Source organism: Citrobacter sp. Ce129 (assembly GCF_030334545.1).
Lineage (GTDB): Bacteria > Pseudomonadota > Gammaproteobacteria > Enterobacterales > Enterobacteriaceae > Citrobacter > Citrobacter europaeus.
In genome coordinates this window covers 1-21,300 of record NZ_JAOWDS010000051.1, presented here as the reverse complement: position 1 = coordinate 21,300, position 21,300 = coordinate 1, and the positions used below count along the sequence as shown (strand labels likewise).

The window sequence follows — 21,300 nt, the reverse complement described above, 5'->3', positions numbered from 1 at the left end:
GTTAGCTGACCGGGATCATCACGACTTTTTGAAACGCCGGGCGCTCGGTCAGTTGTTGATACCAGCGCTCCAGATGTGGGCGCGGGGTCCAGCTCAGGCCAACATTGAACAGGTTGTAGATGAACGGCGCAACGGCAATATCTGCGGTACCAAATTCAGCTCCGGAGAACCATGACTGGTCCGCCAGCGCGTTATCCAGAATGGCAAACAGGTTATCGCAAACCTGAGCGCCCGCCTCGATGGCCGCCGTGTCGCGCTGATCGGCAGGTGTTCTGACCAGACCAAATAAGATAACCCGATGCGCAGGGCTTAGCGTCTGGTTCGCCCAGTCCATCCATTTTTCACCGACAGCGCGCGCAGCCGGAGCATCAATCCACAAACGCTTTTGTCCGTACTGAGCGGCCAGATAGCGGACAATGGTATTGGATTCCCACAGAACAACGCCCGTTTCATCATCGCGTAGCAGCGGGACAAGTCCGTTGGGGTTCAGTGCCAGATAGTCGGCATCGCGGTTACCGCCATGCTGTCCGCCCGCCAGAATTTGGTTATACGGCAGTTCCAGTTCCTCGAGCGTCCACAATACTTTTTTTACGTTGGTCGAGTTATTGCGACCCCACAGTGTAATCATAGTAACCCCGCAAATTAATTGAGCAGCTTTATGGCTGCAGATGCCATCTGACGAGCTCACATGGTGGGGTAAACCTAATATTTACGCAACAAAGTCTAAAAAAATCGTGCCAGGAGCAGCGCAGCGCGGCGTTATTGCATAAACTTTAAAAACTTTACCAACTTACGGTTTCTTTAAGCTCGTTAGTGCGTTATTACTCACCGCACTTATTTTACACGTCATCCATCAGACCTTTTCTGCATGGGTTGGCCGAGGTCGTTTGGCCGGTTTTGTGTAAACACGGTGTGGTATGACGTGGTTTTTTGGAATGGATACTCGGGTGGCATTTATGACGCAATACTTCTCTTCACTTCGCAGCTTTGCTGCAGGTTCTGCACTCTTAATCCTCTTGGCGCCGACCGTACAGGCGGCGGAGCAACCGACGGCCCCACCGAGCGTGGACGCGCGCGCGTGGATCCTGATGGATTACGCCAGCGGCAAAGTGCTGGCGGAAGGTAATGCTGATGAGAAACTGGACCCTGCCAGTCTGACCAAAATCATGACCAGCTATGTGGTTGGTCAGGCGCTAAAGGCCGGGAAAATTAACCTCAACGACATGGTCACGGTGGGCAAAGACGCCTGGGCAACCGGTAACCCGGCCCTGCGCGGTTCGTCGGTCATGTTCCTCAAACCTGGCGATCAGGTTGCGGTGTCCGATCTGAACAAAGGCGTTATTATTCAGTCCGGGAACGATGCCTGTATTGCACTTGCTGATTACGTTGCCGGTAGTCAGGAATCCTTCATTGGCCTGATGAACGGCTACGCGAAAAAACTGGGGCTGACCAACACCACTTTCCAGACGGTGCATGGCCTGGATGCCGCAGGACAGTTCAGTACCGCACGTGATATGGCGCTGCTCGGGAAAGCGCTCATCCACGATGTACCGGAAGAGTATGCTATCCACAAAGAGAAAGAGTTTACCTTTAATAAAATCCGCCAGCCGAACCGCAACCGTCTGTTGTGGAGTACCAACCTGAACGTGGACGGTATGAAAACCGGGACCACTGCCGGGGCGGGATACAACCTGGTGGCTTCCGCAACTCAGGGCGATATGCGCCTGATCTCCGTGGTGCTGGGAGCGAAAACCGACCGCATTCGTTTTAATGAGTCAGAAAAGCTGCTGACCTGGGGCTTCCGCTTCTTTGAAACCGTTACGCCGATCAAGCCGGATGCGACTTTCGTGACCCAGCGCGTCTGGTTTGGCGATAAGAGCGAAGTTAATTTGGGCGCTGGAGAAGCGGGTTCGGTGACCATCCCGCGTGGTCAGCTCAAAAACCTGAAGGCCAGCTTTACCCTCACCGAGCCACAGTTAACCGCGCCGCTGAAGAAAGGTCAGGTTGTGGGCACTATCGACTTCCAGTTGAACGGGAAATCTATCGAGCAGCGTCCGCTGATGGTGATGGAAGACGTTGAAGAGGGCGGATTCTTTAGCCGCATGTGGGACTTTGTGATGATGAAATTCCACCAGTGGTTTGGTGGCTGGTTCTCTTAATCTTCGCGTTTGCCGGATGACGCTATCGCCATCCGGCAGCATCTCTTAATAAATCAGCTTTATACGTTGCGCTTTCGCGTACTCAACAAATGCCTCGTCAGGACGGCTGTCGCTGATGATGGTATCAAAGCGTTTTACTTCACCCATCCTCGCAGGGCGCACCTTACCAAATTTGCTGTGATCGACCACCAGCACGTGATGCTGCGCCATCGACATCGCCCAGTGTTTCACCGGCAGCTCTTCCAGGTTAAAACAGGTCGCGCCTTTCTCAATATGAACGCCTGCCGCGGAATAAAAGGCGATATCCGGACACAGATTGTTCAGCGTTTCCTGGAAATCGAGCGGTTTGAAAATCGCGTTGCTGGCATGGAATTCGCCACCACACAGAATAACGCGGCACTGCGGTTTTTCCTGCAACACCAGAAACGTATTTAACGAGTAGCAGATTGCGGTGAAAGGCAATTCATTGTCGATGGCTTCAATGATCCACGGCGTGGTGGTGCCACAGTCGAAAAAGATGGTCTGGTGCGCCTGAACGAGGCTTGCCGCCTGTAGGGCGGCGCGGCGTTTTTCATCAACCAGCCGGGATTTTTGATCGCTGATTAAATAGTGATTTGCGCTGCGGGGTTCCAGAACAATATAGCCCCCGAGCAGGACGACGGGAGCATCGTTATTATTCAGGTCGCGACGAATGGTCATCTCGGATACACCCAGCAGCGTCGCGGCTTCTTTGAGGTGTAATTTATCGCTGCGTTTCAGCGCCTGCAGTAATTGACCAATACGCTCATCGCGTCGAGTTTCCATAGTTCCCCTGGAGAGTAGAATAAGTGCTCTGTGCCGCGCTTAATATTACTCTTTTTACCGTGGGTTAGTCACGCACCCAGCCTTTACGGATGGGCAGAGCGAAGCAGGCGCGATAGCAATTTTGCAAGCCGAGATACAGGGTTGCGCCAAAGCGCTGCCAGATCATCTGGGCACTCAGACAGCCAATCAGTCCGGCGAGTAATCCTCCCAGCATATCCAGCGGCCAGTGTACGCCAAGGTAGACCCGCGACCAGGCAATTGCTACGGCAACGCCCATCAGCAGAGCGCCCGTCCAAAGGCGATGCCAGAACAGGAAAGCGAGGGCAAAGGTAAAGATAACCGTACCGTGATCGCTCGGGAAAGAGTCATCCGCTGCATGATGCAGGAAGTTGTAACCGATGTGGTTAACAAACGGACGATCGTGGGGGAACAGATGTCCCATCAGCCATGAAATCGTCAGCCCGACGATGAGCGCAATCGCCATTTTGATGACCAACTGACGCTGGAGCATAACCTGGTCGCGCGGTCCCCAAAGCCAAAGTACAACGGCTAACAATGGCACGATGCTAATCAGGTCTTTGGCAATAAAAATCGCCAGCGATATCATCCATTGCGCAGAGTCCGGCGTGGCATTGATGAGATAAAAAAGTGAGTTGTTCAGATTTTCCAGCATAACGTCCAGACTCAGTGTAATCGTTTAAAGGCCCATAGGGGGGAGAGCATAAAATTGCTTTCACGGAATAAAAAGCGGTCTTGTCTTATTTGTCTGCTAAATGACTATTTTTAAGACAGTTAATGAGACTTATTGAGCATGATAGCGGCCTCAACTTAAATTAACCTTAAAGCCAAATCTTCGTGAGCAAATGAGTGTAAAAATGTGCGCATTTCGCTTTCAAATCACATAATTCACTATCACCAGTACGGCGCATTTATTACACTTTGCGCGATTTTTCTATAGTTAAGAGATTGCATGCAGAACCGTTTATCTTCAGGCGCCCGTTTGGGGCGTCAGGCATTACTTTTCCCTCTCTGTCTGGTGCTTTACGAATTCTCTACTTATATCGGCAACGATATGATCCAGCCCGGAATGTTGGCGGTGGTGGAGCAATATAACGCCGGATTAGATTGGGTACCCACATCGATGACCGCCTATCTGGCTGGCGGCATGTTTTTGCAGTGGTTGTTAGGGCCGCTGTCGGATCGTATTGGACGTCGCCCGGTGATGTTAACCGGTGTGCTGTGGTTCATTGTGACCTGCCTTGCGACCCTGCTTGCGCAGAATATTGAGCAGTTTACCTTCCTGCGTTTTTTACAAGGGATAAGCCTGTGCTTTATTGGCGCGGTGGGTTACGCCGCAATTCAGGAATCCTTTGAAGAAGCGGTGTGCATAAAAATAACCGCGTTGATGGCAAACGTAGCGCTGATTGCGCCACTTCTGGGTCCGTTGGTCGGCGCAGCCTGGGTACATATTCTGCCGTGGGAAGGGATGTTTATCCTGTTTGCCGCTCTTGCCGCCATCTCCTTTTTTGGTCTGCAACGGGCGATGCCGGAAACGGCAACCCGACTTGGCGAAAAGTTATCCATTAAAGAGCTGGGCAAAGATTATAAGTTGGTGCTGAGGAATGTGCGCTTCGTGGCTGGCGCGTTGGCATTGGGGTTTGTCAGCCTGCCGTTACTGGCGTGGATTGCGCAGTCGCCGATTATCATCATTAGCGGTGAACATCTCAGCAGCTACGAATATGGCCTGTTGCAGGTGCCGATTTTTGGCGCGCTGATTGCCGGTAACCTGGTTCTGGCGCGCCTGACTTCACGCAAAACCGTACGTTCGCTGATTATCATGGGCGGCTGGCCAATCGCCGTCGGGCTGGTGATTGCCGCAGCGGCCACGGTGGTATCATCCCATGCATATCTATGGATGACGGCAGGTTTGAGCATCTATGCGTTTGGCATTGGCGTGGCGAATGCGGGACTGGTACGTCTGACGCTGTTCGCCAGTGAAATGAGTAAAGGTACGGTTTCCGCCGCCATGGGGATGTTGCAGATGCTGATTTTTACCGTTGGTATCGAGCTGAGTAAACACGCTTATCTGCTGGGAGGGAACGGTTTGTTCAGCCTGTTCAATCTGGCAAGCGGCGTACTGTGGCTGATTCTGATGGTTATCTTCCTGAAAGATAAACGGGTAGGGGATTCACGGGAAGGTTAAAGCCCGGTTGCCCGGGCCTGGCGACAACTTAGTGGTGATCGTCAATCTGATGTTCGATAACCATCCCTTCACCAACGCTTGCAACATGTCGCGCATAAGGATGTGCGCGATAAACAGGAGCCGGGGCAGGTGCCGGAGCAACATACACCGTTTGCGGCGCGGAAGTCACGCTGACCGCCTGCGGAACGCTGACGGAAGAGGGTACAACCACCACCTTGTAACCGCTGGGAACATCAACAGTAACGCTTTGCGCAAATGCTGTTCCCGCAAAACCCAGCAACAATGTCGCCATCAGTATACTTTTCTTCATAATCCGCTCGCCTGAAATATTCACCGGAAGTAATAATCCAGTGGGTTAATTTGAGGCGGATTATGAATAGATCATGCCATTATTTTGTTGCCGTCTGTGCTGAGGCATTAATGCGTAAACGGTGCTTCATTCTTTAACACGCGGTCGATAATATCCAGCACAGCCTCTTCGTTGTTCGACCCCGCGCGATATTTAGCCGCCTGGATAACCGGCTCATGGGCGTTGGCCATTGCAAAACTAAATCCTGCCTGACGCAGCATCTCAATATCATTTCCGCCATCGCCAAACACAACAACCTCATCGTCGTTAATATTCCAGCGGTGTTGCAGCAGGCGCAGACCATTTGCCTTATGCACGCCGGGAATAATTAAATCGATACTGCCGTAGCCGGTATGCACCGGCACCATAATGTCGCCAATGGCTTCATGCAGATCAGCCTGCACCTGCGGGATACGGTCGTCGGAAATATTCAACCCGAACTTGAAGAAAACGTCGTTAAGATCGTCAAAATTATCTACAAATTCAAGACGATGATAATACATGGCGGAAACAGTTTTATGCTCGTCGCTGTACTGCTTCAGCGTATAGGCGCTGCTTTTACCACAGGCGATAATGTCGATGTCCGTGCGGGTCAGCAGATGCTGCACGATGGCATGAAAATCGTCTTTCGCCAGCTCGCCGTTAAAAACATCTTCGCCTTCACTGACCACCCAACCGCCATTTTCGGCAACAAAAGAGATTTCACTGGCCAGTTCAGGGAAAAAGGAGATGAGCTGGTAATACTGGTTGCCGCTGGCGACCACGAAGCGGATCCCTTGTTCTTTCATCTGACGATATTGCGCCATAAAGCGCTCACGGTTATAGGTTTTTTGGTCGCTTAAAAATGTGCCGTCCATGTCGACCGCAATTAATTTGATACTCATTAGCTGTTCTCCATCACAGTGGTATTTTTGAGATCTGGTTTCGCCACCGCTTTTGCGACGATGGCGGCGACAAGCACCAGCGCCAGCACCACCAGCATAGCGCTGCGCAGGCCGTAGTGTTCACCCAGGTAGCCCAGCAGTGGCGGTCCTACCAGGAACGCCAGATAGCCGGTCGTTGCGACAACGCTGACGCGGGTTGGCGCATCGGGGCCGGTGTCGCTGGCAGCCGAAATGGTCAACGGGAAGCCCAGTGATGCGCCGAGTCCCCACAGAATAACGGAAACACCTGCCACCCAGGAGCTGTCGACAAAAATAATCAGGCTAATTCCGAGTGCGCCCATCAGCGCACTGGCACGCACCACCGCGACGCGGCTATAGCGGTCGATGAACCAGCCGCCGGTAAATCGTCCAACGGTCATACCCAACGTAAAGCCGGCATAAATCAGCGAGCCTGATGTCGGGCTAAATCCATGTCCGTCCACCATTAGCAGCGGAAGCCAGTCGTTGGCGGAACCCTCAGCAAATGCCATCGCCAGCACCACGACGCCAATCAGCAATAGCTGGATATCGCGATAAAAAGGCAACCCTTTTTCGCCGGAGTGAGTTCCGTCAGCGGCATTTTTACCCGTGCCGTCAGGAATCGCTTTGATAGCGATGAAGATAGGGGTGATTGCAACCATCGCCGCCAGCAGAATATGCGCGGTCGCCGGGACGCTGAAGGCGGTAAGCATCATTCCGACCCCTGCCCCTGCCAGCGTTCCCAGGCTGTAAAAACCGTGCATCATCGGCAGCACGGTTTTATTCATTTCGCGCTCAACTGCCGCACCTTCGACGTTGATGGCGACTTCTGCCGCGCCAAAACTGGCACCAAATACGCCCAGGCCAAACGCGAAAAGCCAGGCGGAATGCAGCCAGAGCGCCCCGCTGAGGATTGCCATTCCGAGAACTGCGCAAGACATGGTGGTGCGGATCACTTTACGCGTGCCAAATCGTTTCACCAGCCAGGCCGAACAAAGAATGCCACTCATCGAACCGATAGAGAGTCCAAATAGCACCGCGCCCATTTCGGCGGTGGAGATGGAGAGAATATCTCTGATGGCAGGGGTACGCGTTGCCCAGGAGGCCATTAATAATCCTGGTAAAAAGAAGAACGTGAACAGCGCCCAGGTACGACGTCTTAAGGCTTTGCGTGATGAGATGCCAGTCATGAATTCGAGCCAAAGAAAAGAGGAAAGAAGACAACATTAGCAAGGTTGTGTACATTTGTACACAAATGCAAGAAGAGGTAATGCAGTGCGACGTGCGAACGATCCGCAGCGGCGGGAAAAAATAGTTCAGGCAACTCTGGATGCGGTAATAGCCCATGGTATTCATGCGGTTACACATCGCAAGATTGCGACAATTGCTCAGGTGCCCCTAGGGTCTATGACCTATTACTTTTCGGGTATCGATGAGCTTTTGATGGAGGCGTTTGGCCGTTTTACTGACAGGATGCTGCTGCAGTATCAGGCCTTTTTTGCCGACGTTAAGGATGCGTCGCAGGCTTGCCAGGCTATTACCGATATGATTTACAGCTCTCAGGTCACCACGCCTGACAACATGGAGCTCATGTATCAGTTATATGCCTTCGCCAGCCGTAAACCGGCGCTAAAAACGGTGATGCAAAACTGGATGCTACGCAGCCAACAAACGCTGGAGCAGTGGTTTGACCCGGTGACGGCGCGGGCGCTGGATGCGTTTATTGAAGGGATGACGCTGCATTTTGTCACGGACAAAAAACCGCTGCAGCGAGAAGATATTTTGCTGATGGTGGAGCGTATAGCGGGCTTGTCCGCGACAGTCAGCTCTGGGTAGCGCCCCCGGTAATATTCACCACCGTGGCGGTGATTGCTGCTGCATGGTCTGAAGCCAGAAAGGTCATTACCTCAGCAATTTGAGCAAGCGTAGGCAGGCGCCCGAGCATGGTGCTTTGCGCCGCGCCCGCTAACCATTGATCGACGGTTATACCCATTGATTGCGCTTTTGCGGAGAAAATCTCTCCGGTATACGAGCCGGCCGCTACCGCGTCCACAATCGCATGTGATCGCACGCCGACGACCCGAACATTTGCCGGCCCCAGTTCGCTGGCGAGCGCTTTAATAAATGCCTCTGTTCCCGCACAGCCGACGATGTGACCCAGATGTCCAGGCATCGCCATCGGGGCCGCGGGCGCGACAACGGTGAGAATGACACCCGCTCGATCGCCGCCCATGTGCGGCGTTACAGATTTTGCGATATTGAACTGCGCCGAGAGGAAAGGGGTGATACCGCCCATAAACTCAGGGAGGGATAATGCCTCAATGCGCTTACCCTGCTCATGCATAAAGCCGGTCGCGTTAACTACCACATCTATTCCACCGGTTTGCTGCGCAAGTTGAGTAATTTGTTTTGATGCGTCGTGTTCGTCGAGTACTTCGGTGATAAAGGTATCGACGGTACCGCCTGCTGTTCGAAGGCGACTGGCCGTCCAATCCAGCTTTTCCTGACTGCGCGCGCCCAGGTACACATGGGCACCTTCGCGCGCCATGGCCTGCGCAACCGCACTACCAATAGCCCCGCTGCCACCGAAGATCACCGCGACTTTGCCTGCGAGCAACATAGCTTACTCCCGTCACCATTAAGCACCGAGTAAAAGTATGTGCCATAACCGGCGTGCTGCAAATATAGGGCGACATTTCCGGGGTGGAAGGAGGGAGGCAAAATACAGGCAACAAAAAACCCATCAACCTTGAACCAAAACGGCGGGGTTGATGGGCTCCACAAATTGGGGACATCAAAGAAAAGCAGTGGCAATAGTTATGACTGACGCCTTGAAGAAAAGTTCTGCTTACCTGCAAAAAATTTTCGTTAAAGGGTAAATCTCAGCGCTAACCAAGGCCAGGCCAGACAATGACGATGAGTGTCCCCGCTAATGTCAGCAGAACGTTGGCAATCGCGTAGGTCCCGGCATAGCCTAATGCGGGGATGTTACTGCGAGCCGTGTCGCTGATGATTTCCATTGCCGGAGCGCAGGTACGCGCGCCCATCATGGCGCCAAACAGCAGGGCGCGGTTCATACGTAATACGTAAGCACCGAACAAGAAACAGATGACAACCGGCACCAGGCTGACCACCAGACCGGCAATCAGCATTTGACCACCGACAACGCCAAGGCCATTGCCAATGCCGCTGCCCGCGCTTAAACCGACGCCTGCCATAAATACCATCAGGCCAAACTCTTTGACCATGTTCAACGCCCCCTGCGGGATATAGCCAAACGTTGGGTGGTTGGCACGCAGGAAGCCCAGCATGATCCCGGCGAACAGCAGTCCAGCCGCATTCCCGATGCCGAAGCTGAAATTACTGAACTGGAAGGTGATCATCCCGATCATCAGACCGATGATAAAGAAGGCGCAGAAGGCCAGGAGATCGGTCACCTGACTGTGAATGGAAATGAAGCCGATACGGTCGGCAATGGTTTTCACGCGGCGGGCATCCCCACTGACCTGTAGCACATCACCTTTATTAAGCACGACGTTGTCATCGATAGGCATTTCAATCTGGCTACGGATCACGCGGTTGAGGAAACAGCCGTGGTCGGTCAATTTCAACTGGGCCAGGCGACGGCCAACGGCATTGTGGTTTTTCACCACAATTTCTTCAGTGACGATGCGCATATCGAGCAGATCGCGATCGAACACCTCTTTCCCATTACGGAAGCTGGGGTCGAGGCGGGCATGTGCGTCCGGATAACCCACCAGGGCTATTTCATCGCCCATTTGCAGTACCGCGTCGCCATCCGGGTTGGCCAGGATGCCGTTGCGACGGATGCGTTCAATATAACAACCGGTCTGGCGATAGATACCCAGTTCGCGCAGATTTTTGCCATCGGCCCATGCCACCAGCTCCGGACCAACGCGATAGGCGCGGATCACCGGCAGATACACTTTGCGGTTGGCGTCTGTGTCCAGACCCCGTTCACGTGCGATTTGTTGGGCGCTGGTTTGCAGGTCCTGATGCTGAAGTTTTGGCAAGTAACGCGCACCAACAATCAGACTGACCAGACCAATCAAATAGGTGAGGGCGTAGCCGAGGCTCAGGTTATCAAGGGCAGTTGAAAGCGATGTTCCCGACATTCCCGAATGGCGCAAGGTGTCACCTGCGCCGACCAGCACCGGCGTGGAGGTCATCGAGCCAGCCAGCATACCCGCCGTCAGGCCGATGTCCCAGCCAAACAGCTTACCCAGCCCCAGGGCGATCAGCATTGCGCTACCGACCATCACCAGAGCAAGCATTAGATAATTTTTCCCATCGCGAAAAAAAATCGAAAAAAAGTTGGGGCCGGCTTCGACGCCGACACAAAAAATAAACAGCATAAAGCCGAGATTTAATGCGTCAGTGTTAATACTAAAGTGCTGCTGACCTAATAATAGGGACACCACTAAAACGCCAATGGAATTACCGAGTTGGACTGAACCCAGGCGTAATTTACCCAGACACAGGCCCAGTGCCAGGACCACAAATAATAACAGGATGTAATTCCCATTTAACAAATCTGCGACGTTTATATTCACGGAGACTAACTTCTTGTTTACTAGTAAGCTATTGAAAGAAATGGCAATTTACGCTAATGTTTTTGCCAGAAATTAAGGGGGCGACAGCTTCGTACACAGCCCCGAATAATGCAGCGTAACAATATATGCGGCTAGTTTAATCTCATTACGTATCAACGGCTATAAGAATCGTGTGAGTGTGTTTTTGGCATGGAATGCCAGGTTACTTTATCTGACTGGACGCCTGCGGGCGAAAAGAGTGTTCGATAGAGAATGTGTCAGGAGGAACGATTGAAACATAAGCAAAGTTGGGCGGGTGCGGTCTGCTGCTTTGTGCTCTTTATTGTGGTGTGTCTTTCATTAACGCTGAACGTGAAAGGGGCATTCAGGGCGGCAGGGCATCCTGAGGTCGGATTGTTGTTTTTTATCCTGCCTGGTGCTGCAGCAAGTTTTTTCTCCCATCGTCGGGAGGTGCTCAAACCCCTTCTTGGTGCCATGTTGGCGGCGCCGTGCTGTCTGTTACTGATGCGGTTCGTTTTTATGCCGACGCGTTCATTGTGGCAAGAGCTGGCGTGGTTGTTTAGTGCGGTGTTTTGGTGCGCGCTTGGCGCATTATGTTTTTTGTTTATCAGTAGCCTGTTCAATCAGCATCAACGACGGAAAAAGAACTGATGACGCCCTCCAGCGGAGGGCGTAGAAACAGCTATCAGGCGAACAGATTCATGTTCTCTTTTGCCCACGCTTCAAAATCCGTGCAGCCGCCGATGTGTTTTTGATCAACAAAAATCTGCGGAACGGTTTCGACTGGCTTACCTACCGTCTTTTCCAGATCGGCTTTCGTAATACCTTCGGCATGGATATCAATGTAGCGGAAGTTAAAATCGTCATGCTCATTGCTTAATTTTTCTGCTAATTCTTTTGCGCGCACGCAATACGGGCACCCTGGACGACCAAAAATAACGGCAAACATCTCTCTCTCCTCGAACTTATCAGGCCGGATGGCAATACTGTTTATGATGCCGCGATTTGTGACGGATGAAAAGCAGGTTCAGCCTGTTGCTTTGATATCCTCAAGCTATAACTGTTAAACACGACAAGCCGGAACGTTTTATAATGAAAGCCATTTTGCCGGGAGGCCGCTTATGCGCACAATTGGTACATTACCCAAAAGCGTATTGATGCTGGAAATCATAGGGATGGTTTTGTTATCGCTGGCGTTGCTATCGCTTAACGATTACCTCTCTTTACCCGCGCCGCTTAGCAGTCCGTTAGCCTGCGTGGTGATGATATTTCTGGGTGTGCTGCTGATGCTCCCCGCTGCGGTGGTATTAACGTGGCGTATTGCTCAACGGCTTGCGCCGCAGCTGATGTCACGAGCCCCCGGCGATTCTTCCCGTTCAGACAGAGAAAAAAGAGATGACGCCAACCATTGATCTACTTCGTAGCCATCGTTCCATTCGCCATTTCACCGATGATACCATTTCGGATGCGCAGCGAGAGGCGATAATTGCCGCCGCTCAGGGTACATCAAGTTCCAGTTTTTTACAGTGCACGACGATTGTTCGCATAACGGATAAAGCCCTGCGTGAATCACTGGCTACTTTATCCGGTGGACAAAAACATGTGGCGCAGGCCGCTGAATTCTGGGTATTTTGCGCTGATTTTAATCGCCATTTGCAGATTTGCCCTGACGCGCAACTCGGGTTGGCGGAACAACTGCTGCTGGGCGTGGTTGATACCGCGATGATGGCGCAAAACGCGCTAACAGCTGCAGAGTCTTTGGGGCTTGGCGGCGTGTTTATTGGCGGCCTGCGTAACAACATTGAGCCAGTCACCGAACTGCTGAAGCTTCCGCAACACGTTCTGCCGCTGTTTGGGCTGTGTCTCGGCTGGCCTGCCGATAACCCGGATATCAAGCCGCGTCTGCCCGCATCGCTTGTGGTGCACGAAAACCAGTATCAGCCGCTCAATAAAGAGGCTTTGTCGCAATATGATGAGCAGCTCGCGCAGTACTACCTGACCCGAGGCAGTAATACGCGCCGTGACACCTGGAGCGACCATATTCGCCGTACCATCATTAAAGAAAGTCGCCCCTTTATCCTGGAATATTTGCATAAACAGGGATGGGCCACGCGCTAAAGATTTTAACCCAGTGTATGATACGCCAGCTTTTACCAGGTCATTCAGAGAGGTGCAGGGTGAAAATTGCCATTTTATCCCGGGACGGAACGCTCTATTCTTGTAAACGCCTGCGTGAAGCGGCGATGCATCGCGGTCACCTGGTAGAAATTATCGATCCCCTTTCTTGCTATATGAACATTAGCCCGGCGGCGTCCTCTATTCATTACAAGGGCCGGCAGCTTCCCCATTTCGACGCGGTGATCCCAAGGATTGGTTCAGCGATTACCTTTTACGGTACGGCGGCGTTGCGCCAGTTTGAGATGCTGGGTAGCTATCCGCTGAATGAATCAGTAGCGATTACGCGGGCGCGCGACAAGCTGCGTTCGCTGCAGTTGCTGGCGCGTCAGGGCATCGATTTACCCATCACCGGGATCGCCCACTCTCCGGACGATACCAGCGATATGATTGATATGGTTGGCGGCGCGCCGCTGGTGGTGAAGCTGGTTGAAGGCACGCAGGGGATTGGCGTGGTACTGGCGGAAACGCGCCAGGCCGCAGAAAGCGTGGTGGATGCCTTTCGTGGGTTGAATGCCCATATTCTGGTTCAGGAATATATCAAAGAAGCGAAAGGGCGAGATATTCGCTGTTTCGTGGTAGGTGACGAGGTGGTGGCGGCCATTGAGCGCCGGGCGAAAGAGGGCGATTTTCGTTCTAATCTCCATCGCGGCGGGGTTGCCACGATTGCGAACATTACGCCGCGCGAAAGAGAAATTGCGCTCAAAGCCGCTCAGACAATGGGCCTGGACGTTGCAGGCGTTGATATTCTGCGCGCTGAACGTGGGCCGCTGGTTATGGAAGTCAACGCGTCTCCCGGACTTGAAGGGGTGGAGAAAACCACCGGAATAGATATTGCCGGCAAGATGATCCAGTGGATCGAGCGTCACGCTACGCCTGAATTTTGCCTTAAAATCGGCGGCTAAGCACAATATCGATTTCGATCGTGGTATGACACGATCTTTTTGCGTAAGCTGTGCCGGTATTTTTTTCATCAATAGAGGTCGCACATTATTATGACATCACTGGTCGTTCCCACTCTGGATACGTTGCGTCAATGGCTCGACGACCTGGGCATGAGTTTTTTTGAATGCGATACCTGTCAGGCGCTGCATTTGCCGCATATGCAGAATTTTGACGGCATCTTTGATGCAAAAGTTGATTTGGTCGATAACGTCATTCTGTTTTCCGCGATGGCGGAAGTCAGACCTTCTGCACTGCTGCCACTGGCCGCCGACCTGTCTGCGATTAATGCCAGTTCACTGACGGTGAAAGCCTTTCTGGATATGCAGGATGATAATCTGCCAAAGCTAGTGGTTTGCCAGTCTTTATCCGTTACGCCAGGCGTGACGTTTGAGCAGTTTGAATATTTTGTTCGCCAGAGTGAAGAGCAAATATCGATGGTGATCCTCGAAGCCGGTGCGCATCAGCTGTTATTTAACGCTGAAGAAGATGCGCAAAACAGCAGCGCTGAAGTTCATTTCCTCCATTAATTCTTCCTGAATCTGGACATATATTGCGCAGCCGCTGCCAGAGCGGTTGCGTATTGCCCGTTTTTATTCTGCGTTTAACCTTTCATTAAAGAATTATTCACCTCGATTCAGCGCGTTCCGCTTTATGTCATAGACAATTCTTGCATAAAAAATTGATAAAAGACGTTTTTTAATCTGGGCTATATCCACAATTCCTGGCTAAAGTTATTCTTGCGAAGCTTACCAACGCCATCATTTAAACAGCCCCTTGTGACCTGAGCTGCGGCCACAATGTATGTTGAATGCATAGGCGGATGCCAGCGAGCAATAGCGGCGTGAGGAGAGGCCTCTCTTTTCATTGGTGCCGCATGAAAGAATATGCACGTTTCTTGCATATGATTAGAGTGTGACATTTTTGTTCGTTTGTTAACGAACTTTCAGAAGGAAAGAGATTATGACCGCCTTAAATAAAAAATGGTTATCAGGCCTGGTTGCGGGCGCTCTGATGGCTATCTCTGCCGGTACGCTCGCTGCTGAACAAAAAACGCTGCATATTTATAACTGGTCTGATTATATTGCCCCGGATACGGTGGCTAATTTTGAAAAAGAGACCGGAATTAAGGTTATCTATGACGTATTTGATTCCAATGAAGTGCTGGAAGGTAAGCTCATGGCTGGCAGTACCGGCTTTGACCTTGTTGTTCCATCCGCCAGTTTCCTTGAGCGTCAACTGACTGCAGGCGTCTTTCAGCCGCTGGATAAGAGCAAATTGCCGGGCTGGAAAAACCTCGATCCTGAACTGCTAAAGCTGGTGGGTAAACACGATCCGGACAACAAGTTTGCGATGCCGTACATGTGGGCCACGACCGGCATTGGCTATAACGTGGATAAAGTCAAAGCGGTGCTGGGGCCGGATGCGCCGGTTGATAGCTGGGATTTGATCCTCAAGCCAGAAAATCTGGAAAAACTCAAAAGCTGCGGCGTCTCTTTCCTTGATGCTCCCGAAGAGGTGTTCGCCACGGTGCTGAACTATTTGGGTAAAGACCCAAACAGTACCAAAGCGGATGATTACACCGGGCCGGCAACGGATCTGCTGCTAAAACTGCGTCCGAATATTCGCTATTTCCACTCCTCGCAGTACATCAACGACCTGGCAAACGGTGATACCTGCGTCGCGATCGGCTGGGCCGGGGACGTATGGCAGGCAGCAAACCGTGCGAAAGAAGCGAAAAATGGCGTCAATATCTCATTCTCCATTCCTAAAGAAGGTGCAATGGCGTTCTTTGACGTGTTCGCGATGCCAGCCGATGCGAAAAACAAAGATGAAGCCTATCAGTTCCTTAACTACCTGCTGCGCCCTGATGTGATTGCGCATATTTCCGACCACGTGTTCTATGCCAATGCCAACAAAGAAGCGACAGCACTGGTCAGCCAGGAAGTTCGTGACAACCCGGGCATTTACCCGCCTGCGGATGTTCGCGCCAAGCTGTTCACGCTGAAAGTTCAGGATCCGAAGATCGATCGTGTCCGTACTCGCGCCTGGACGAAGGTAAAAAGCGGAAAATAACCTGATGTACGGGACGTGACCCGGCAGGATTTACGCCTGCCGGGCAGTATCGATCCCGGACACACAAAACCCGGCAATACGCACCACCGTGGTGCGTTATTTGCACCGTTTCTTTGTTTTATGCCGGAGAGCACCTGAGTGAATGATGCAACCCCACGCCCACAAGCGAAAATCCGCAAGGCGCTGACCCCGCTGCTTGAAATTCGCAATCTGACCAAGTCATTTGACGGTCAGCACGCCGTTGATGACGTCAATCTTACTATCTACAAAGGTGAAATATTTGCTCTGCTCGGCGCGTCCGGCTGTGGCAAATCGACCCTGCTGCGGATGCTGGCGGGATTTGAACAGCCGACAACCGGGCAAATTATGCTTGATGGCGTCGATTTAGCGCACGTTCCGCCTTATCTACGTCCGATTAATATGATGTTTCAATCCTATGCCTTGTTTCCGCATATGACGGTAGAGCAAAACATTGCCTTTGGCCTCAAGCAGGACAAACTGCCGAAGGCTGAAATCGCCAGCCGGGTGAATGAGATGCTGGGCCTGGTGCATATGCAGGAGTTTGCCAAACGTAAACCGCATCAGCTTTCTGGCGGTCAACGCCAGCGTGTGGCGTTGGCGCGTAGCCTGGCGAAAAGGCCGAAGCTGCTGCTGTTGGATGAACCGATGGGAGCGCTGGATAAAAAGCTCCGTGACCGCATGCAACTGGAAGTGGTGGATATTCTTGAACGCGTCGGCGTGACCTGCGTGATGGTGACGCACGATCAGGAAGAAGCCATGACGATGGCGGGGCGCATTGCGATCATGAACCGTGGCAAATTTGTCCAGATCGGCGAACCGGAAGAGATCTACGAGCATCCGACCACGCGTTACAGCGCAGAGTTTATCGGTTCGGTTAACGTCTTTGAGGGGCTGCTGAAAGAACGGCAGGAAGATGGTCTGGTTATTGAGTCTCCAGGTCTGGTGCATCCACTGAAAGTTGACGCCGATGCTTCTGTTGTCGATAACGTCCCGGTGTATGTTGCGCTGCGCCCGGAAAAAATTATGCTCTGCGAAGCTCCTCCGCCAGAGGGATATAACTTCGCGGTAGGCGAAGTGGTGCACATTGCCTACCTGGGTGATTTGTCGGTGTACCACGTACGTTTGAAAAGTGGCCAAATGCTGAGCGCTCAGCTACAAAATGAACATCGTTATCGCAAAGGATTACCAACCTGGGGTGACGAAGTCCGTTTATGTTGGGATGCGGACAGTTGTGTGGTGTTGACGGTTTAAGGAGCGAAGATGAGTACACTTGAACCTCCGGCACGCGTAGATAAAGCGGGGCGATTCACGCTGTTTATGTCGCGGCTGCAAATGAAGCACGGGCGCAAGCTGGTGATCGCGCTGCCGTATGTGTGGCTATTGCTCCTGTTCCTGCTGCCGTTTCTGATCGTCTTCAAAATCAGTTTGGCTGAAATGGCGCGCGCTATTCCACCGTATACCGACCTCGTTTCATGGGCTGATGGTCAGCTCTCCATCACGCTCAACTTAGGCAATTTCCTGCAACTGACGGACGATCCGCTCTATTTTGATGCGTACCTGCAATCGTTGCAGGTGGCGGGAGTTTCGACTGTCTGTTGCCTGCTGCTGGGGTATCCGCTGGCATGGGCGGTCGCGCACAGCAAGCCCTCGACGCGCAATATTCTGTTGCTGCTGGTGATCCTGCCGTCCTGGACGTCGTTTTTGATTCGTGTTTACGCCTGGATGGGGATCCTGAAAAATAACGGCGTGTTGAACAACTTCCTGATGTGGCTGGGTGTTATCGACCAGCCGTTGACGATCCTGCATACCAATCTGGCGGTTTATATCGGTATTGTTTACGCCTATTTGCCCTTTATGGTGCTGCCGATTTATACCGCGCTGACGCGTATTGATTACTCGCTGGTGGAAGCGGCGCTTGATTTAGGCGCCCGACCGTTGAAAACCTTCTTTAGCGTGATCGTGCCGTTGACCAAGGGCGGGATTATCGCAGGGTCAATGCTGGTGTTTATTCCGGCTGTTGGGGAGTTTGTGATCCCGGAACTGCTGGGTGGCCCGGACAGCATTATGATTGGCCGTGTACTTTGGCAGGAGTTTTTCAATAACCGCGACTGGCCGGTGGCTTCTGCCGTCGCCATTATTATGTTGTTGCTACTGATTGTGCCGATCATGTGGTTCCACAAATATCAGCAAAAAAGCGTGGGGGAACACGGATGAATAACTTACCGGTCGTTCGCTCGCCGTGGCGTATTTTTATCCTGGTGCTGGGCTTTACCTTCCTGTACGCGCCGATGCTGATGTTGGTCATCTATTCGTTTAACAGCTCGAAGCTGGTGACGGTATGGGCGGGTTGGTCAACCCGTTGGTATGGTGAGCTTTTCCACGATAGCGCGATGATAAGCGCCGTCGGCATGAGCTTAACGATTGCCGCGGGCGCTGCAACGATGGCGGCAATCCTCGGTACCATAGCCGCCGTGGTCATGGTGCGCTTTGGTCGTTTTCGTGGTTCGAATGGTTTCGCCTTTATGATCACCGCGCCGCTGGTTATGCCAGATGTCATTACCGGTTTGTCGCTGCTGCTGCTGTTTGTGGCACTGGCGCACGCCATCGGCTGGCCTGCGGATCGCGGTATGTTGACCATCTGGCTGGCGCACGTCACCTTCTGCACGGCCTATGTCGCGGTGGTCATCTCTTCACGTTTGCGCGAACTGGATCACTCCATTGAAGAAGCGGCAATGGACCTTGGTGCCACGCCGCTGAAGGTCTTTTTCGTCATCACGCTGCCGATGATTATGCCGGCGGTGATCTCCGGGTGGCTGCTGGCCTTTACGCTGTCGCTCGATGACCTGGTTATTGCCAGCTTTGTCTCTGGTCCTGGCGCCACAACGTTACCGATGCTGGTGTTCTCCAGCGTACGTATGGGGGTTAATCCGGAGATCAACGCGCTGGCGACGCTGATACTTGGCGTGGTAGGAATTATCGGATTTATCGCTTGGTATCTGATGGCGCGAACAGAAAAACAACGGATTCGCGATATCCAACGTGCAAGACGTGGCTGAAAAAACTAAAATCTGCCAACCTGTCTATACGGCGCAGCTGTGGTGGCTGCGCCGTTTTCATGGAAGACGACGCGTTGGGATTTTTTAAGAAATCATCCACATCACATGCCCGCTTAAACGTCCCTGCTTTGGTGCAGGTGGCGGCGCTGGCTATTATTATGATCCGCTGTCTCGATCTGTTGATGATTTTTAATACGCTCGGGTTTCGCGGAACCAGCGAATTTATTCATCGCAGCGTACAGACCTGGAATTTGACGCTGGTGTTTCTGGGTAGCCTGGTGCTGCTGTTTGTCGAAATTTACTGCGCATTTTCGCTGGTCAAAGGACGAAACTGGGCGCGCTGGATCTATCTGCTGACCCAGATTATCGCTAGCGTCTATCTGTGGGCGGCTTCGTTGGGCTACGGATACCCGGAACTGTTCAGTATTGCGGGGGAGTCCAGGCGTGAAATCCTGCATACGCTGGTGATGCAAAAATTGCCGGATATGCTGGTGTTACTACTGCTGTTTGTTCCTGCGTCCAGCAGACGGTTCTTCCGTTTGCAATAACGTTAATACCCTAAATAATTCGAGTTACAGGAAGGCGGCAAGAGAATGAATCCCCAGGAGCTTACATAAGTAAGTGACTGGGGTGAGTGAGCACAGCCAACGCACCTGTAACTTGAAGTATGACGGGTATATAATCTTGGCCCCCTGTTAATTTGTAGGTTTTTGTATGCAGTGCGCACTTTATGACGCCGAACGCTGTCGCTCGTGTCAGTGGATAACACAGCCAGTCGTCGATCAACTCCTCTCAAAAACAGCCGATCTGCAGAATCTACTGGCTGATTATCCGGTCGGAGAATGGTGCGCGCCGGTCAGCGGCCCGGAAAGCGCTTTTCGTAATAAAGCCAAAATGGTGGTCAGCGGCAGCGTGGAAAAACCGCTGCTGGGGATGCTGCATCGTGACGGTACGCCGGAGGATTTGTGCGACTGTCCGCTCTATCCTGCGTCTTTTGCGCCCGTATTTGCCGCGCTCAAACCGTTTATCGCCCGTGCGGGGTTAACGCCCTATAACGTGGCGCGTAAACGCGGGGAGCTGAAGTATCTGCTGTTAACGGAAAGCCGGTTCGATGGCGGCATGATGCTGCGTTTTGTCCTGCGTTCCGAGGCAAAACTGGCCCAACTGCGTGCGGCGCTGCCATGGTTACAGGCACAGCTGCCGCAGTTAAAAGTGATCACCGCCAATATTCAGCCTGTGCATATGGCGATTATGGAAGGGGAGAGTGAAATCTTCCTGACGGAACAACAGGCGCTGGCGGAACGCTTTAACGATGTGCCGTTGTGGATCCGCCCGCAGAGCTTTTTCCAGACCAACCCGGTGGTGGCGGGGCATTTATATGCCACGGCGCGCGACTGGGTGCGTCAGCTTCCGGTTAATCATATGTGGGATCTGTTTTGCGGCGTCGGGGGCTTTGGTCTGCACTGCGCCACACCGCAGATGAAACTGACGGGGATTGAAATTGCACCAGAGGCGATTGCCTGTGCGAAACAGTCTGCGCAGGAGCTTGGGCTGCAGAATCTGCATTTTCAGGCGCTGGATTCGACCCAGTTTGCTACCGCCCAGGGCGAAGTGCCTGACCTGGTGCTGGTGAATCCGCCGCGTCGGGGGATTGGAAAGCCGCTGTGTGATTTTCTTTCCCGCATGGCGCCGCGTTTTATCGTTTATTCCAGCTGTAATGCCCAAACCATGGCGAAGGATATTCGCGAGTTGTCTGGATATCGCATTGAACGTGTCCAGCTTTTCGATATGTTTCCACACACCGCGCACTACGAAGTATTAACGCTTCTCAGCCGACAAAACTAACTTGCCTGATGGCGCTTCGCTTATCAGGCCTACAGGCTGTTCGTCATTTGTAGGTTTGTTAAGCGAAGCGCCGAATCCGGCAAATGCAACATGCGAAAAAAAAGCCCGTACTTTCGTACGAGCTCTTCTTAAAATATGGCGGTGAGGCGGGGATTGACTCGCTTCGCTCGCCCCTTTGGGGCAGCCCGTTCGCT

23 protein-coding genes are annotated in these 21,300 nt (G+C 52.5%); 14 read left to right on the top strand and 9 right to left on the bottom strand.

Features of this window, described 5'->3' with window-relative positions; all coding sequences use genetic code 11:
• Position 1: 1 nt before the first annotated feature.
• Positions 2–628, bottom strand: coding sequence for a glutathione S-transferase family protein (locus tag OGV77_RS02185; RefSeq protein WP_075144939.1), 627 nt, complete (start codon positions 626–628; stop codon positions 2–4).
• A gap of 328 nt (positions 629–956) precedes the next feature.
• Here OGV77_RS02185 and dacC point away from each other — a divergent pair, with 328 nt between their 5' ends.
• Positions 957–2,159, top strand: coding sequence for a serine-type D-Ala-D-Ala carboxypeptidase (gene dacC, locus OGV77_RS02180; RefSeq protein ID WP_032944358.1), 1,203 nt, complete (start codon positions 957–959; stop codon positions 2,157–2,159).
• A 45-nt stretch (positions 2,160–2,204) separates the two neighbouring features.
• Here dacC and deoR read toward each other — a convergent pair whose 3' ends face one another.
• On the bottom strand, positions 2,205–2,963 hold the full coding sequence (gene deoR / locus OGV77_RS02175; RefSeq protein WP_043015718.1) for a DNA-binding transcriptional repressor DeoR: 759 nt from the start codon (positions 2,961–2,963) through the stop codon (positions 2,205–2,207).
• 64 nt (positions 2,964–3,027) lie between these two features.
• On the bottom strand, positions 3,028–3,636 hold the full coding sequence (gene ybjG / locus OGV77_RS02170; protein ID WP_043015719.1) for an undecaprenyl-diphosphate phosphatase: 609 nt from the start codon (positions 3,634–3,636) through the stop codon (positions 3,028–3,030).
• Between the two features lie 297 nt (positions 3,637–3,933).
• On the opposite strand from ybjG, the gene OGV77_RS02165 reads away from it, so the two are divergent.
• A complete protein-coding gene (locus tag OGV77_RS02165) occupies positions 3,934–5,166 on the top strand; it encodes an MFS transporter (RefSeq protein ID WP_043015720.1) in 1,233 nt (410 codons plus the stop codon).
• Positions 5,167–5,194: 28 nt separating this feature from the next.
• Here the strand turns inward: OGV77_RS02165 and OGV77_RS02160 are convergent, their stop codons facing one another.
• The 3 genes from OGV77_RS02160 to OGV77_RS02150 all read right to left on the bottom strand — a co-directional run bounded on the left by OGV77_RS02160 (position 5,195) and on the right by OGV77_RS02150 (position 7,607).
• Positions 5,195–5,476, bottom strand: a complete 282-nt coding sequence (locus OGV77_RS02160) for a hypothetical protein (protein ID WP_043015721.1) — start codon at positions 5,474–5,476, stop codon at positions 5,195–5,197.
• A gap of 107 nt (positions 5,477–5,583) precedes the next feature.
• Complete coding sequence (locus OGV77_RS02155) at positions 5,584–6,399, bottom strand: Cof-type HAD-IIB family hydrolase (protein ID WP_043015722.1); 816 nt, start codon at positions 6,397–6,399, stop codon at positions 5,584–5,586.
• A complete protein-coding gene (locus OGV77_RS02150; RefSeq protein ID WP_047412405.1) occupies positions 6,399–7,607 on the bottom strand; it encodes an MFS transporter in 1,209 nt (402 codons plus the stop codon). Before OGV77_RS02150 ends, OGV77_RS02155 begins: the two co-directional genes overlap by 1 nt.
• Positions 7,608–7,692: 85 nt before the next feature.
• On the opposite strand from OGV77_RS02150, the gene OGV77_RS02145 reads away from it, so the two are divergent.
• The gene (locus OGV77_RS02145) at positions 7,693–8,253 is read left to right on the top strand and encodes a TetR/AcrR family transcriptional regulator (RefSeq protein ID WP_043015724.1); all 561 of its coding nucleotides are present in this window, start codon (positions 7,693–7,695) and stop codon (positions 8,251–8,253) included.
• On the opposite strand, the gene OGV77_RS02140 is transcribed toward OGV77_RS02145, so the two are convergent.
• Complete coding sequence (locus tag OGV77_RS02140; RefSeq protein ID WP_087051497.1) at positions 8,240–9,037, bottom strand: SDR family NAD(P)-dependent oxidoreductase; 798 nt, start codon at positions 9,035–9,037, stop codon at positions 8,240–8,242. The genes OGV77_RS02145 and OGV77_RS02140 overlap by 14 nt on opposite strands.
• 268 nt (positions 9,038–9,305) lie before the next feature.
• A complete protein-coding gene (locus tag OGV77_RS02135; RefSeq protein ID WP_043015726.1) occupies positions 9,306–10,991 on the bottom strand; it encodes an aspartate:alanine antiporter in 1,686 nt (561 codons plus the stop codon).
• A gap of 270 nt (positions 10,992–11,261) precedes the next feature.
• Here OGV77_RS02135 and OGV77_RS02130 point away from each other — a divergent pair, with 270 nt between their 5' ends.
• Positions 11,262–11,642 (top strand): inner membrane protein YbjM, encoded by a 381-nt coding sequence (locus OGV77_RS02130; protein WP_043015727.1) that lies wholly within the window; start codon positions 11,262–11,264, stop codon positions 11,640–11,642.
• A gap of 34 nt (positions 11,643–11,676) precedes the next feature.
• On the opposite strand, the gene OGV77_RS02125 is transcribed toward OGV77_RS02130, so the two are convergent.
• Complete coding sequence (locus OGV77_RS02125) at positions 11,677–11,940, bottom strand: GrxA family glutaredoxin (protein ID WP_016152408.1); 264 nt, start codon at positions 11,938–11,940, stop codon at positions 11,677–11,679.
• Between the two features lie 172 nt (positions 11,941–12,112).
• Between OGV77_RS02125 and OGV77_RS02120 the strand changes: the two genes are divergently transcribed.
• The 10 genes from OGV77_RS02120 to rlmC all read left to right on the top strand — a co-directional run bounded on the left by OGV77_RS02120 (position 12,113) and on the right by rlmC (position 21,106).
• Positions 12,113–12,403: a YbjC family protein gene (locus OGV77_RS02120; protein WP_080625477.1), complete on the top strand. Its 291-nt coding sequence runs from the start codon at positions 12,113–12,115 to the stop codon at positions 12,401–12,403.
• The gene (nfsA, locus tag OGV77_RS02115; RefSeq protein ID WP_043015729.1) at positions 12,387–13,109 is read left to right on the top strand and encodes a nitroreductase NfsA; all 723 of its coding nucleotides are present in this window, start codon (positions 12,387–12,389) and stop codon (positions 13,107–13,109) included. The genes OGV77_RS02120 and nfsA overlap by 17 nt, the downstream gene beginning before the upstream one ends.
• A gap of 59 nt (positions 13,110–13,168) precedes the next feature.
• Positions 13,169–14,071 carry a 30S ribosomal protein S6--L-glutamate ligase gene (rimK, locus tag OGV77_RS02110; RefSeq protein WP_043015730.1) on the top strand — a complete coding sequence of 301 codons (903 nt, stop codon included), beginning with the start codon at positions 13,169–13,171 and terminating at the stop codon, positions 14,069–14,071.
• 90 nt (positions 14,072–14,161) lie between these two features.
• Positions 14,162–14,638, top strand: a complete 477-nt coding sequence (locus OGV77_RS02105; protein ID WP_047412390.1) for a type III secretion system chaperone family protein — start codon at positions 14,162–14,164, stop codon at positions 14,636–14,638.
• 433 nt (positions 14,639–15,071) lie between these two features.
• Positions 15,072–16,184, top strand: a complete 1,113-nt coding sequence (potF, locus tag OGV77_RS02100; protein WP_043015732.1) for a spermidine/putrescine ABC transporter substrate-binding protein PotF — start codon at positions 15,072–15,074, stop codon at positions 16,182–16,184.
• A 138-nt stretch (positions 16,185–16,322) separates the two neighbouring features.
• Positions 16,323–17,456: a putrescine ABC transporter ATP-binding subunit PotG gene (potG, locus tag OGV77_RS02095; protein WP_043015733.1), complete on the top strand. Its 1,134-nt coding sequence runs from the start codon at positions 16,323–16,325 to the stop codon at positions 17,454–17,456.
• A gap of 9 nt (positions 17,457–17,465) precedes the next feature.
• Positions 17,466–18,419 (top strand): putrescine ABC transporter permease PotH, encoded by a 954-nt coding sequence (gene potH, locus OGV77_RS02090; RefSeq protein ID WP_043015734.1) that lies wholly within the window; start codon positions 17,466–17,468, stop codon positions 18,417–18,419.
• Entirely contained in the window at positions 18,416–19,261 is an 846-nt protein-coding gene (gene potI, locus OGV77_RS02085) for a putrescine ABC transporter permease PotI (RefSeq protein ID WP_003831669.1), read from the top strand. The genes potH and potI overlap by 4 nt, the downstream gene beginning before the upstream one ends.
• 59 nt (positions 19,262–19,320) lie before the next feature.
• Positions 19,321–19,809, top strand: coding sequence for a YbjO family protein (locus tag OGV77_RS02080; RefSeq protein WP_043015735.1), 489 nt, complete (start codon positions 19,321–19,323; stop codon positions 19,807–19,809).
• Positions 19,810–19,975: 166 nt separating this feature from the next.
• Positions 19,976–21,106 carry a 23S rRNA (uracil(747)-C(5))-methyltransferase RlmC gene (gene rlmC, locus OGV77_RS02075; protein WP_043015736.1) on the top strand — a complete coding sequence of 377 codons (1,131 nt, stop codon included), beginning with the start codon at positions 19,976–19,978 and terminating at the stop codon, positions 21,104–21,106.
• Positions 21,107–21,300 lie beyond the last annotated feature (194 nt).

Bases quoted from the DNA above. Each gene is read 5' to 3' on its own strand.
- dacC (WP_032944358.1), top strand. From the start codon at position 957: ATGACGCAATACTTCTCTTCACTTCGCAGCTTTGCTGCAGGTTCTGCA.
- potH (WP_043015734.1), top strand. From the start codon at position 17,466: ATGAGTACACTTGAACCTCCGGCACGCGTAGATAAAGCGGGGCGATTC.
- potI (WP_003831669.1), top strand. From the start codon at position 18,416: ATGAATAACTTACCGGTCGTTCGCTCGCCGTGGCGTATTTTTATCCTG.
- potF (WP_043015732.1), top strand. From the start codon at position 15,072: ATGACCGCCTTAAATAAAAAATGGTTATCAGGCCTGGTTGCGGGCGCT.
- ybjG (WP_043015719.1), bottom strand. From the start codon at position 3,636: ATGCTGGAAAATCTGAACAACTCACTTTTTTATCTCATCAATGCCACG.
- OGV77_RS02160 (WP_043015721.1), bottom strand. From the start codon at position 5,476: ATGAAGAAAAGTATACTGATGGCGACATTGTTGCTGGGTTTTGCGGGA.
- OGV77_RS02155 (WP_043015722.1), bottom strand. From the start codon at position 6,399: ATGAGTATCAAATTAATTGCGGTCGACATGGACGGCACATTTTTAAGC.
- OGV77_RS02125 (WP_016152408.1), bottom strand. From the start codon at position 11,940: ATGTTTGCCGTTATTTTTGGTCGTCCAGGGTGCCCGTATTGCGTGCGC.
- deoR (WP_043015718.1), bottom strand. From the start codon at position 2,963: ATGGAAACTCGACGCGATGAGCGTATTGGTCAATTACTGCAGGCGCTG.
- OGV77_RS02080 (WP_043015735.1), top strand. From the start codon at position 19,321: ATGGAAGACGACGCGTTGGGATTTTTTAAGAAATCATCCACATCACAT.
- rlmC (WP_043015736.1), top strand. From the start codon at position 19,976: ATGCAGTGCGCACTTTATGACGCCGAACGCTGTCGCTCGTGTCAGTGG.
- OGV77_RS02165 (WP_043015720.1), top strand. From the start codon at position 3,934: ATGCAGAACCGTTTATCTTCAGGCGCCCGTTTGGGGCGTCAGGCATTA.
- OGV77_RS02140 (WP_087051497.1), bottom strand. From the start codon at position 9,037: ATGTTGCTCGCAGGCAAAGTCGCGGTGATCTTCGGTGGCAGCGGGGCT.
- nfsA (WP_043015729.1), top strand. From the start codon at position 12,387: ATGACGCCAACCATTGATCTACTTCGTAGCCATCGTTCCATTCGCCAT.
- OGV77_RS02105 (WP_047412390.1), top strand. From the start codon at position 14,162: ATGACATCACTGGTCGTTCCCACTCTGGATACGTTGCGTCAATGGCTC.
- OGV77_RS02150 (WP_047412405.1), bottom strand. From the start codon at position 7,607: ATGACTGGCATCTCATCACGCAAAGCCTTAAGACGTCGTACCTGGGCG.
- OGV77_RS02185 (WP_075144939.1), bottom strand. From the start codon at position 628: ATGATTACACTGTGGGGTCGCAATAACTCGACCAACGTAAAAAAAGTA.
- OGV77_RS02120 (WP_080625477.1), top strand. From the start codon at position 12,113: ATGCGCACAATTGGTACATTACCCAAAAGCGTATTGATGCTGGAAATC.